The following is an 11,919-nucleotide window of genomic DNA, read 5'->3' on the forward strand; positions in this document are numbered from 1 at the left end:
GGGCACCTTCGCGCCGGACCCTTTACCACACCACCACCGACGGCCCCCGGCCCCGCGCCCCGCGCAGCCGGGATTGCGCGACACCCGCACGCCGTTGCCCCGCAGCCCCTTGCAGCGCTGGAACCATTCATGACAGATACTTCGACCCCAACCGCCACGAAACCGGAGGCGTCCGACGGGCTGTTCACCCGCTTTCTCAAGGCGACCGAGCTTGACACCCGCCTGATCGGCATGGTTGGCGCGCTGGCGCTGATCTGGATCGGTTTTCACCTTTATGGCGCCCTTGTGAACAACTTTGGCGCCTTTCTGACCCCGCGCAACCTGTGGAACCTGTCGGTGCAGACCTCCAGCATCGGGATCATGGCCACGGGCATGGTTCTGGTGATCGTCACCCGGCATATTGATCTGTCCGTCGGGTCGGTTCTGGGCTTTTGCGCCGTGGTCATGGGGATGTTGCAGGTTTATATCCTGCCCCCCATTCTTGGCCTCGGACATCCGCTGATCTGGATCATTGCCGCCGTGGCCGGGATGCTGACCGGGGCGATTGTGGGGGCCATTCAGGGCGCGCTGATTGCCTATCTGAAAATACCCGCCTTTATCGTTACGTTGGGTGGCCTTCTGGTCTGGCGCGGGGCGGCGTTTCTGGTGGCGCGGGGCGAAACGATTTCGCCCGTGGACAGCACATTCGCCCTGCTGGGCGGCGGGCCATATGGCGCGGTTGGCGCCACGGGCAGTTGGATTGTCGGCGGGCTGGCCTGTGCCGCGACGATTATCATGGTGCTGAACGGACGGCGCCAGCGGCGCAAGTTCAAGTTCACCCTGCGCCCGGTCTGGGCCGATACGTTTCTGGCCGCCCTTGGGTGTGGCGTGGCCATTGGGGCCGTGCTGTTGGTCAACGCCTATCCCTGGCCCAAGGGGATCGTGCGGCAATATACCGAAAGTAACGGCCTTGAGATGCCCGACGGCGGGCTGTTCATCAGCCACGGCTTTGCCATTCCGGTGCTGATCCTGATTGCCGTGGGCATTCTGATGACGATCCTGCTGAATCGCACCCGGTTCGGGCGCTATGTGTTCGCCATCGGTGGCAACCCCGAAGCGGCGGAACTGGCGGGCATCAACACGCGCCTGATGACGGTCAAGATTTTCGCGCTCATGGGGTTTCTGGCGGGGCTTTCTGCCGTTGTCGCCTCGGCCCGTCTGAACAGCGCCACCAACGCCCTTGGCACCCTCGACGAACTTTACGTCATCGCCGCAGCCGTCATTGGCGGCACGTCGCTGGCCGGTGGGGTGGGCACCATATACGGTGCGATCCTTGGCGCGCTGGTCATGCAGAGCTTGCAAACCGGCATGGTCCTGATCGGCTTTGACGCTGCCATTCAACAGGTCGTCGTCGGGTCTGTCCTTGTGCTGGCCGTATGGCTCGACATTCTTTATCGCCGCAAATCCAAGTGAGGCCCGAGATGAGCAACACCACAGGAACCCCCTTGTCGAGATGCGCGACATCTCGATCGCCTTTGGCGGCATCAAGGCCGTCGATCATGTGAGCGTCGATCTGTACCCGGGCGAGGTTGTCGGCCTTCTGGGCCACAACGGCGCGGGAAAATCCACCCTGATCAAATGTCTGTCCGGCGCTTATCAGGCGGATTCGGGCGAGATTTATGTGAACGGCAAAAAGGTGGAAATCAACAACCCCCGCGATGCCCGCACCCACAACATTGAAACCATCTATCAGACACTGGCGCTGGCCGATAACCTTGATGCCGCCTCCAACCTGTTTCTGGGGCGCGAATTGGTCAGTGCCACGGGGTTTCTGGACGACGCCCAGATGGAGGCAGAGGCCCGCAAGATCATGCACCGGCTGAACCCGAACTTTCAGAAATTCGCTGATCCGGTATCTGCCCTGTCGGGGGGCAACGCCAATCGGTGGCCATTGCCCGGGCGGTGTATTTCAATGCCAAGATCCTGATCATGGACGAACCCACCGCCGCCCTGGGGCCGCAGGAAACCAAGATGGTCAGCGAGTTGGTGCAGGAATTGAAACGGCAAGGCCTGGGCATTTTCCTGATTTCCCACGACATTCACGATGTCATGGAATTGTGTGATCGGGTTTCGGTGATGAAAAACGGCCAATTGGTCGGCACCGAGAACGTGGCCGATGTGACCGACGATGAAATCCTCGGAATGATCATTCTCGGTAAAAAGCCGGAGCGCGCAGCATGAGCCAGTTTATCGGCCTCGATCTTGGCACATCCTCGCTCAAGGCAATTCTGATCGACGAGGATCAATCAGTGCTGGCCGAACATACGGTGCCCCTGACGGTGCAGCGCCCCCATGACGGATGGTCCGAGCAAGACCCCGGTTCATGGGAAAGCGCGGCCAGCGATGCCCTGCGCGCGCTTGCCGCCAAGGCGGATTGTTCGGGCGTCACCGGTATGGGGCTGGCCGGGCATATGCACGGTGCCACCCTGATTGACGAAGCAGACGCGCCCCTGCGCCCCTGCATGTTGTGGAACGACACCCGCAGTGCGAAACAGGCCGCAGCCATGGACGCCGATCCACGGTTTCGCGCCATCACCGGCAATATCGTATTTCCCGGCTTCACCGCACCCAAGGTCGATTGGGTGCGCGAAAACGAACCCGAGACATTCGACAAGATCGCCAAGGTGCTGCTGCCCAAGGATTACCTGCGGATGTACCTGACCGGCGAACATGTGTCGGAAATGTCTGACGCCGCCGGCACCGCCTGGCTGGACACCGGCGCGCGGGATTGGTCGGATGATCTGTTGGCCGCTTGCCATCTCAGCCGTGATCACATGCCGGTGCTGGTCGAAGGATCGCAAGCCTCGGGCAAATTGCGCGCGTCCCTCGCCGCTGATCTTGGCCTGCCACAAATGGTGGTGGCCGGGGGCGCGGGCGATAATGCCGCCGCCGCCATTGGCGCGGGCGTGGTGCGGGATGGCACGGCGTTCCTGTCCCTTGGCACCTCGGGCGTGTTGTTTGCCGCCAATGACGGATACCGCCCCGACCCAGCCAACGGCGTACATACCTTTTGCCATGCCGTTCCCGGCACATGGCACCAGATGGGGGTGATTCTGGCCGCCACCGATGCCCTGCAATGGCTGTCGCGCCTGACCGGGCAATCGGCGGGCGAACTGACCCGCGATCTGGGTGATTTGCGCGCCCCGGGCCGCACCCTGTTCCTGCCCTATCTGGGGGGCGAACGCACCCCCCACAACGATGCCGCAATGCGCGGGCAATTCCTGCACCTCGACCACGCCACCGACGCCAAGGAAGCGGCGCGCGCGGTGCTGGAAGGCGTCGCATTTGCCTTTGCCGATTGCCGCGATGCGCTGGCGGCCACCGGCACGACCATCGAAAACGCGCTCGCCATGGGAGGTGGGACAAAATCTGATTATTGGCTGCGTACCATCGCCACCGCGTTGAACATCACGCTGGAGTTGCCCGAGGCGGGCGATTTTGGCGCCGCCCTTGGGGCGGCCCGTCTGGGCATGATGGCCGCCACCGGCACAGGCGCTGAAATCGCCACCCTGCCCCCGATTGCGCGCACTGTCGCGCCTGACCCGGCCCTCGTGGCCGCCTTCGCCGATCAGCATCAACGCTATCGCGCGGCCTATACTCTTTTGAAGGATCACTGAGATGCGCTATTTCGACGGAATCGACCCGGTTAAATTCACCGGTTCCGACACCAGTTCCGATCTGGGTTTCCGCAACTATAACCCTGACGAAATGGTCATGGGCAAGCGGATGGAAGATCACCTGCGCTTTGCCTGCGCCTGGTGGCATTCCTTTGCCTGGGAAGGCGGCGATCCGTTCGGTGGGCGCACGTTTGACCGGCCATGGTTCGGCAGTGACATGGCAGCGGCCAAACTGAAGGCAGACAACGCCTTTGATCTGTTCGCGATCTTGGGCTTGCCCTACTTCTGCTGGCACGACGCCGACATCCGCCCCGAAGGCGACAGTTTTGCCGAAAATGCCCGAAATCTGGCCGAAATCACCGATTACATCGGTGAAAAGATGGACAGTTCGGGGATGAAATGTCTCTGGGGCACCGCCAACCTGTTCACTCACCGCCGGTTCATGTCGGGCGCCGCCACCAACCCCGACCCGGATGTTTACGCGTGGTCGGCCGCGACGGTGAAAACCTGTATGGACGCCACAATGAAACTGGGCGGTGAAAACTATGTGCTCTGGGGCGGGCGCGAAGGCTATGAAACCCTGCTGAACACCAATCTGGGACAAGAGGCCGAACAGGCGGGCGCGTTCCTGAACCGTGTGGTGGAATACAAGCACAAGATCGGGTTCAAGGGCGCGATCCTGATCGAACCGAAACCGCAAGAGCCGTCAAAGCATCAATACGACTATGATGTCGCCACGGTTTATGGGTTTCTGAAACGGTTCGGTCTGGAAAAAGAGGTGCAGGTGAATATCGAACAGGGCCACGCCATTCTGGCCGGGCATTCGTTTGAACACGAACTGGCGCTGGCGGCGTCCATGGGCATTTTCGGTTCGATCGACATGAACCGCAACGATTATCAATCGGGCTGGGACACCGACCAATTTCCCGACAACCCGCGCGAGGCGACGCTGGCCTATTACGAAGTGCTGCGCGCGGGCGGGTTCAAGACCGGCGGCACCAACTTTGACGCCAAATTGCGGCGCCAATCGCTCGACCCGGTTGATCTGGTCGCGGCCCATGTGGGCGGCATGGATGTTTGTGCGCGCGGTCTCAAGGCGGCGGCGGCCATGCTTGGCGACGGAGTGCTGGAAGACGCCCGCGCGGCGCGCTATGGCGGCTGGGCCGGGGACGCGGGCAAGGCCCTGCTCAACCGCCCACTTGACGAAATCCACGATCAGGTGGTCGCCGCCGACATCCGCCCCGAACCCCGTTCAGGCCGGCAGGAGATTCTGGAAAACCTGGTTTCGCGCTATATCTGATAACGCCAAGGGCGTCGGACCTTTTGATCTTGCGGGATAAACCCCGCCGTTGTGTGCCTTTTGCCCCCCAGACGGCACGCATCAAAGGGCGCTCTCGCTGGCAAACAGAAAACCTGCCAAAATTTTGCCTCTTGCTGAATTTTCCCCTTGCAGCCCCGCCCCAGACTAAGTATCTCGACGCACAAGGAAGCGGGCGTAGCTCAGGGGTAGAGCATAACCTTGCCAAGGTTAGGGTCGGGCGTTCGAATCGCCTCGCCCGCTCCAAATAAACTAGCAAACCCAGCTAGTTACACAGAGGCCGCCTTCGGGCGGCCTTTTTGTTTTTTCGGTGCAAGGTAGCAACCGGGCAACAGATTGCTACCCGGCCCGGCTTTGGCCGAAACTTTCTATTTCGGGCTGGCGGTTATTGATTGCGGAACCTTACACACGGCTAGGGATATGCTTTTTATATATTGACTTCAGTGTGTTATATATGGACGTGCTTTTGGCCAGTCCGCCCTATGCTCCAGACTTCGGTATCGGGTCCGTTTCAATCAAGGCATTTTTCGCGACCTGATTGATCCGCACGGATGCCAGCGACGGTCCTGAACACGACATCCCGAAGAAGCTCTATAGCAAAGATCGGCTGGCCGCGAAGACCTCGGCCATGTTCGCCGGGTTCCTCACCGACATGAACGCGACGGGCGGCCTGCCCTTTGACGGCGACCAGACCGGCGGAATCATGGAAGGCGGACTCGAACCCGGCACCCTCAAGGTGCTGCCCGCTGGTGTTGATGTGAAATTCTCGGCCCCCGATACCGCCAAGGACGCCCCGGCGTTCGTGCGGATGAACCTCATGGCGCAGGCGGCTGCCCTTGGGCTGCCCGAGCACCTGCTGTCCGGCGATCTGACCCGGGCCAACTATTCGTCGCTGAGGGCGGGCCTGCTGCCGTCCCACGCCCGGGTGGAGCAAGCCCGATATGGCATCCCCGCCCCCCAGCTCTTGCGCCCGATCTGGCGGCGCTGGTTGATCGGCGAGGTCATTGCCGGGCGGCTGGACGTGGACGGCTGACACGATACCTCACCGGCGAAACCCTGACCAATCGCCAAACCTCAATCCCCGACGCCCCCCTGACAGCATGTCGATTCGGCAAACTGAGCATGAAGGACTTCGATCTCACCAGACCGCGGGCGGCGCTGAAAAGGACGGCGCGCATGACGCGAACCAATCCCGCCGTGATGCCGATCTTTCTTCGGCTTGAGTCCGAGGTGGCGAAAGCCGAGGCCAAGCCGTCTGACGATGTGATCGCCCGCGTGAACGCGCTTCTGGCCAAGAGAGCAAGGGGCGTCAGCAATTCGCACTGATCGTGCAGCGACGCCCCTTCACCGATAGACCTGCGAACATCGACGATACCACCCTGCGCAAATCGGATGCGCCTTGAAAAGGCATCCGATCATGCGAGCCCGAAGTCATCCCGAAATCGGTCGATCTGATGCATGCGCTCGTGCAGGATGATCACGATCCCGATGCCGCCATTCCAGAGATGTCGCCAGTAGACGAAATGGCGCTCGTATCGAAAGAAAAACCCTTCGACGCCGAACTCGGCTGGGATCGGTTTCGACACAACGCCGTGGTCAGCGATCTTGTCGAAGGCGGCGAACAGGCCGGTGATGTATGTCTCGGCTTGATCATCTCCCCACCTGTCACGGGTGTAGCGGTAGATGTCATCGAGGCGGTGGGACGCCCCTTCCTGGATTCGAATGGCGGGCATCGGATCAGGCCCTGTTTCGCGCAATCACCTCGGCTGCCGTCAGCGGTTGATACGTCTCCTCGGTCGCTGCGAACGCGTGGGTCAGCTCTGCCTTCAGGCGGTTGAAGGCCTCCTGCTCCGCCCTCTTCTTGTCACGCCGGATCAGGTCACGGATGTACTCGCTGACGTTTTCATAGGATCCGTCATCGCCCACATTGGCCGACACGAAGTCACTCAGGGCCCCACCAAGACGGACGGTCATCGTGGTCGTTCGGGACATGGCGCAGTACCTCGCATCTCGCGTGTATTCAATATAACCAAAAACGCACACAAAACAAGAGTGAGCTGCGGCATATTCCGGCCGATCATCGTTCGCCTCTCAATCGTCTGCCTCCTCGACAATGTGGCGGCCCGCAAGTGCAAGAACAACGTAGGCTCCAGACTTCGGTAACGGGGTCGTCCCGGTCAAGCGGTTTTTCGCATGCGGAAAGCTCCGCCACTCTGCGGTCTAGTCCTTTGAACAATTGATCCGCCCTCCTGTTCGGTAGCCTTCTCGTGAAATCGACCCGGGCGCATGCTTCGGTCCGTGGTCAGCGCGTTGGCCGCCAACATGATGCTGATGCAAGACAATTCCGATGTGCCCATCTCATTGGCGTGCTCGATTTTGGTCGGCAACAGTCCTGAGCACGGCATCACCGGAACCGCGTCCCGTGGGGACCTCGAAGGCCCGCGATCAGGCGGGCGGCAGTTTGGAACCTGTATCTTCAGCCGGCATGAAGCACCGGAGTATCGAAGCGAAAGTCGGTGTCATCCTTCCACATGCGGTGCAGAATCACGGCGATGCGCCGGGCCGGCGCAACCATCGCGCGCTTGGCACCACGACGGCGCGCAGGTTTCGCCACCCAGGTTCTCAGCCATGTCGGCTCGCCCGCGATGCATCATGGCGGTTGCCGCCTGACTGTGAATCGGCATGCGAAATTGACCCACTTAGGTGGGTTATGAGCGAGTAAAATTGACCCACCTGTTTCGTTAACATCGGCGCTTCAAGTGCGGAGGGAAGAGCAGGTGTTATTGATGGAAAGTGACCTGCCCCCCGGAAGTTCCCTCAATCTGATGTAGAGTCTGCCCAACCTGAAGGAGCAGACGAGATGAGGAAAAGCCGTTTTACCGATGCGCAGATAATCGGGATGATCAAAGAGCAGGAGGCTGGTTTGCCAACCGCTGATCTGTGCCGGAAGCATGGCCTGAGCCCTGCGACGTTCTACAAGCTGAAGGCCAAGTATGGCGGGATGGATTTGTCCGATGCTAAGCGGCTGAAGCAGCTCGAGGATGAGAACGCGAAGCTGAAACGCCTAGTGGCAGATGTCATGCTGGACAATGTTGTGCTGAAGGATCTCCTGGGAAAGCCCTGACGACGCCGATGCAACGGCGGGACGCAGCGCTGCGGGCGATGCGGGATCATCCGATCTCTCAACGCCGGGTCTGCGTCCTGATCGGTGTCGATCCCAAGACCGTGCGGCGCGAAAGATCGCCCGATAATCCGGAGGTCCGCCTGGAAATGAACAAGATTGCTGAGAAACGGCGCCGGTTCGGTTACCGGCGCATTGGCGTCCTGCTGGAGCGCGTGGGCATGATTATGAACGAAAAGAAACTTTACCGAATTTACCGGGAAGAGGGTCTGTCAGTGCGCCGCCGTAGAGGCCGGAAACGGGCGCGAGGCAGCCGCACACCGATGCCAGTGCCATTGCGCCCGAACCAGCGCTGGTCCTTGGACTTCCTGTCCGACACCTTCGGAGCCTGTCGCAAATTCCGCATCCTGGCTGTGAACGACGATTGCTGCCGCGAAAACCTATGCCTGGTCCCGGACACGAGCATCTCCGGGGCCAGGGTCGCACGGGAGTTGGATGCGCTGGTCCGGATCTATGGGAGGCCCGCCTGCATTGTCTCGGACAATGGCACCGAGTTTACCAGCAAAGCGATCCTGAAATGGGCAAACGACAACAAGGTCGAGTGGCATTACATCGATCCCGGCAAGCCGCAGCAGAACGGCTACATCGAGTCATTCAACGGCAGCCTCCGCGATGAATGCCTGAACGAAGAGATCTTCGACACCTTGGCAGATGCCCGCCGAACGCTGGCCCTCTGGCGCTACGATTACAACAACGTCAGGCCACACTCATCGCTCGGCAACAAGACCCCAGCAGAAGCGCGCCGGGCGCTTGACCTACATGATGGCACCGCGCCCGGCGCGCTTGCCACACCCGAAATCGACGACTATCAAACCCAAGGACTCTCGTTATGAATGAGGGACGACCGGGGGGCAGGTCAGCAGGTATCGCATCCCACCACCATCGAACCGGCCATTGCGGAACGATGCTGTCCCGCTGGTGATCAGCCCGTCGGTGCCATGCAGCGCCCAGCCCGTGGTTGTGCCGAGATCGAGCGCGAGCAATGTGCGCTGGCGGGTAAACGCAGGTGGCACGTTCTGGACGGCGTTCTGATTGGGGTTGGTCATGGTCTGGTCCGCCATGGGCTTTCTCCTTTTGTGATTGGCTGCTCGAGGGGTGGAACGGGTCAGACTACGACTCGAGAAATTGCCCAGGGGTAGGTGGTGGCTCTCCCCGCCTTTAGCGGGGAGGACACCTACCCCTTTAGGGGGACTTTTCTGAAATCTGAAATCTGGCGCAGGTCACTGATTTTGTTTAGCAAATCCAGATTGCGGAGCAGATTTCGGAAACACCCTTCCGAAATCTGGAAAGGACCTTCCAAGCTTCTGAAATCATATGGAAAAAGCCAGATTTCAGATTTCGCCAGGATTTCAGATTTTGCAAAATCTGGCCAGATTTCGGACTTTGAACCGCAGATTTCGGAAGGCAAAACGGCGTGTTTCATCATGCGTCCTCCACGTCGCGATAGACCCAGACGGACGGATTTTCGACGGGTAGAACGGCACCGGTCTGCGGGCATTTGTAGTGACTGGGCAGGACGTCGATCAGCTCTGGTGTGACCTCTCCGGTCTCGGGATCTACCCGCTCCCGGCTGGTGGCCAGACGCATGGTTTCGACGCAGAGATAGCCGTATTTGCTCCGCTCGGCCGCCAGATCCAGCGCTGTCGCAGCGGCCCCGCGGACGAACTTCACGTACCCTTTCGTGGTCAGCACGTTCAGCCGTTCGCGGATGATCGATTGCCCGCCAAGACCCCCGGTGTTCTCGAAGGTCTCCGCGAAATGGGTCATCGTGTACATCCGACCCTGAAGCGCTTCTTCGTACAGCAGACCGCAGATCACCTCCCCCTTGCGGTCACGTTCTGCGTCGTGCTTCGCGCCGACGTCCTGGCGCACCAGACGCTCGTTCATCGGGTTGATCTCGACCCATTGGCCGCCGACCTTGTCGATCACCTTGGGTGGCAGTGCGGGACCGTTGCGCAGCTCGATCTCCAGCTTTCGTTGCGAGCAATCCTCGTCGGGCCGGTGCAGGATCAGGCCGGAGGTGTAGAACCCGCGCAGCGCGCTGGCGCCGGAGAGAGCAAGGAAGGGATCGTCCTTTACCTGTTGCTTGCTCAGCTTCTTGGTGTGGTGGATCAGGATCACGCCGCAGTCGGGGTCGATATGGTCACGCAGAACCTCCACCCGTTCCTTCAGGAAGAACATCATGGCGGTGTTATCGTTTTCGCCGCCGCCATCGGGCCCGCCGTCAAACAGGTTCCGGATCGGGTCGATGCAGATGATGTCGGGCGGCGTATCGGGGAACGTTGTTTGCACGGCGCGAGCGACCCGCACGCTGCCCTCATTGTCGAGCAGCATCTTCAGTTTCGGCGTGGCAACGAAGGTGTAGCGCGCGGCGGCCAGCACTTCGGGCGGCAGGGCGATCTGCTTCAGCCAGCTCGCGCAGATAGTGATACTGGATCTCGGCTTGCAGGTAGAAGATCCGCAGCGGCCTTGGTGGCGTGAAACCGAGGAACGGCACGCCAGCGGCCATGTGAACCAGCCATGAAATCAGCAGGTCGCTCTTGCCAACCTTCGGCGCGCCACCCAGCACCAGCAGCCCGCCCGGCGTCAGCACGCGCGGCGCAATGATGTCCTCCGGCATCGGGCTCTGATCGTCCAGAAGCGCGCCGAGCGTGAACGCTGGCATCTCCTGTGGCCCCGGTGGGCCGGAATCCAATCGGATCAGGGGCGGTCCGTATTTTTCGACATGCCGCTCCCAAAGTCGCTCGGACTCGCGCTTCAACCGCTCGACCGGCCACTGGGGCCGCAGCATGGCGGCGTTGTAACCGCAAATGCCCTCCCAGCCCTCGTCCTTCGACATCCGGCCCTCGTGGACCATCCGGATGAAATGGCCGATCGCCGCTGACGCCCCCTCGAAGCGGGACCAGTCGTCCTGCGCGCTCTCGCGGACCGGGGTGACCAGCACATCGTCGACGGCGGGCTTGTCCGGATGGGTGAACTCGGGCGCCAACGACACGCCCGGCGCGGGCGGCATGTCGGTGACCGCCTCAATGAATTCGGCCAGATCGCGTTCGCGCTCGGCGTTCAACTCGACGATCCGCACCTGCGTTTTCAGGCTGTTCTTGTAATAGACGCTGCCCGCCACCCGGATCGGCTGATGCGCAGAGCGGAAATGCATGTCGCCGCCGATCTTGGCGGCAATATCGCCGCGCAGACGGCAGACACGGGCTATGTCGTCGCCCTCGGCGGGCTCGGTCAGCGCCCACCAGACATGGGCTTTCCGCTGTCCCTCTGGCGTCACGCCACCGCTTTCGACCACCATCGTCGGCGACCCAAGGTGACGCTCCAGATGGGCGCGCTTGGCCGCGATGTCGCCGGTGTCGAGATCAACGACCACGGTCTGCATCTGCAGGATCTCTGCAGCCTTGGCCTGACCGGGCGCGGCCACGGTGCCAGGGATCACATAGACCGCCGCGCCCTCACGCGAGGCCCATGTGGCAAAGGTCGCCATCTTCTCGGGGGCGGCCTGATCCGCCTCCAGCCAGATGTTATGCGGGCGGCCATCGATGCCCTGACCCTTGTCAATGAAACTGCGGACGGGGATCAGCCCGTCGCAGTAGCCGAAGACGACCTGCATGAACCGGGCGATCTGCTCTGGATCGGGCTCGTCGCCAAACACGTCGACCTGCGGCGCGGCGTCGTTGAAGTCGCGCCACGGGTTGAAATGGACGATGTTTTCCTTGGGCATATCTGGCGTTGTGTCGTCGCGCATGGGAGTGTCCTGG

At 61.2% G+C, this 11,919-nt stretch carries 12 protein-coding genes, 1 tRNA gene and 2 pseudogenes; 8 read left to right on the forward strand and 7 right to left on the reverse strand.

Annotated elements, in window-relative coordinates:
* Positions 1–129: 129 nt before the first annotated feature.
* From AC0L7P_RS13625 to AC0L7P_RS13655, 7 genes and pseudogenes are all read left to right on the forward strand, one after another.
* On the forward strand, positions 130–1,452 hold the full coding sequence (locus AC0L7P_RS13625) for a sugar ABC transporter permease (protein ID WP_473433233.1): 1,323 nt from the start codon (positions 130–132) through the stop codon (positions 1,450–1,452).
* Positions 1,453–1,492: 40 nt separating this feature from the next.
* Positions 1,493–2,220, forward strand: a pseudogene (locus AC0L7P_RS13630) (ATP-binding cassette domain-containing protein).
* Positions 2,217–3,656: a xylulokinase gene (gene xylB / locus AC0L7P_RS13635; RefSeq protein WP_473433234.1), complete on the forward strand. Its 1,440-nt coding sequence runs from the start codon at positions 2,217–2,219 to the stop codon at positions 3,654–3,656. Before AC0L7P_RS13630 ends, xylB begins: the two are co-directional and overlap by 4 nt.
* Position 3,657: 1 nt before the next feature.
* Positions 3,658–4,956: a xylose isomerase gene (gene xylA, locus AC0L7P_RS13640; RefSeq protein ID WP_473433235.1), complete on the forward strand. Its 1,299-nt coding sequence runs from the start codon at positions 3,658–3,660 to the stop codon at positions 4,954–4,956.
* A 189-nt stretch (positions 4,957–5,145) separates the two neighbouring features.
* A tRNA-Gly gene (locus AC0L7P_RS13645) sits at positions 5,146–5,220 on the forward strand.
* 292 nt (positions 5,221–5,512) lie between these two features.
* On the forward strand, positions 5,513–6,007 hold the full coding sequence (locus AC0L7P_RS13650) for a phage portal protein (protein WP_473433236.1): 495 nt from the start codon (positions 5,513–5,515) through the stop codon (positions 6,005–6,007).
* A 143-nt stretch (positions 6,008–6,150) separates the two neighbouring features.
* Positions 6,151–6,300, forward strand: a complete 150-nt coding sequence (locus tag AC0L7P_RS13655) for a hypothetical protein (RefSeq protein WP_473433237.1) — start codon at positions 6,151–6,153, stop codon at positions 6,298–6,300.
* Positions 6,301–6,389: 89 nt separating this feature from the next.
* On the opposite strand, the gene AC0L7P_RS13660 is transcribed toward AC0L7P_RS13655, so the two are convergent.
* The 3 genes and pseudogenes from AC0L7P_RS13660 to AC0L7P_RS13670 form a co-directional block, all read right to left on the reverse strand.
* Positions 6,390–6,707, reverse strand: a complete 318-nt coding sequence (locus AC0L7P_RS13660; RefSeq protein ID WP_473433238.1) for a type II toxin-antitoxin system RelE/ParE family toxin — start codon at positions 6,705–6,707, stop codon at positions 6,390–6,392.
* A gap of 4 nt (positions 6,708–6,711) precedes the next feature.
* Positions 6,712–6,966 carry a ribbon-helix-helix domain-containing protein gene (locus AC0L7P_RS13665; protein WP_473433239.1) on the reverse strand — a complete coding sequence of 85 codons (255 nt, stop codon included), beginning with the start codon at positions 6,964–6,966 and terminating at the stop codon, positions 6,712–6,714.
* A 484-nt stretch (positions 6,967–7,450) separates the two neighbouring features.
* Positions 7,451–7,576 (reverse strand): annotated as a pseudogene (locus AC0L7P_RS13670) (IS110 family transposase); the annotation flags it as partial.
* Between the two features lie 258 nt (positions 7,577–7,834).
* Between AC0L7P_RS13670 and AC0L7P_RS13675 the strand changes: the two are divergent.
* Positions 7,835–8,988, forward strand: a protein-coding gene (locus tag AC0L7P_RS13675; RefSeq protein WP_473432659.1) for an IS3 family transposase whose coding sequence is annotated in 2 segments (ribosomal slippage) — positions 7,835–8,084 and positions 8,084–8,988 — 1,155 coding nt in all. Because the reading frame shifts where the segments join, the coding sequence is not laid out codon by codon here.
* Here the strand turns inward: AC0L7P_RS13675 and AC0L7P_RS13680 are convergent.
* The 4 genes from AC0L7P_RS13680 to AC0L7P_RS13695 all read right to left on the reverse strand — a co-directional run bounded on the left by AC0L7P_RS13680 (position 8,983) and on the right by AC0L7P_RS13695 (position 11,906).
* Positions 8,983–9,216: a hypothetical protein gene (locus tag AC0L7P_RS13680; RefSeq protein WP_473433240.1), complete on the reverse strand. Its 234-nt coding sequence runs from the start codon at positions 9,214–9,216 to the stop codon at positions 8,983–8,985. The genes AC0L7P_RS13675 and AC0L7P_RS13680 overlap by 6 nt on opposite strands.
* 113 nt (positions 9,217–9,329) lie before the next feature.
* The gene (locus AC0L7P_RS13685; protein ID WP_473433241.1) at positions 9,330–9,581 is read right to left on the reverse strand and encodes a hypothetical protein; all 252 of its coding nucleotides are present in this window, start codon (positions 9,579–9,581) and stop codon (positions 9,330–9,332) included.
* Positions 9,578–10,537 (reverse strand): AAA family ATPase, encoded by a 960-nt coding sequence (locus tag AC0L7P_RS13690; RefSeq protein WP_473433242.1) that lies wholly within the window; start codon positions 10,535–10,537, stop codon positions 9,578–9,580. Before AC0L7P_RS13690 ends, AC0L7P_RS13685 begins: the two co-directional genes overlap by 4 nt.
* Positions 10,473–11,906 carry an AAA family ATPase gene (locus tag AC0L7P_RS13695; protein WP_473433243.1) on the reverse strand — a complete coding sequence of 478 codons (1,434 nt, stop codon included), beginning with the start codon at positions 11,904–11,906 and terminating at the stop codon, positions 10,473–10,475. The genes AC0L7P_RS13690 and AC0L7P_RS13695 overlap by 65 nt, the downstream gene beginning before the upstream one ends.
* Positions 11,907–11,919 lie beyond the last annotated feature (13 nt).

Source organism: Oceaniglobus sp. K40-3 (assembly GCF_055808395.1).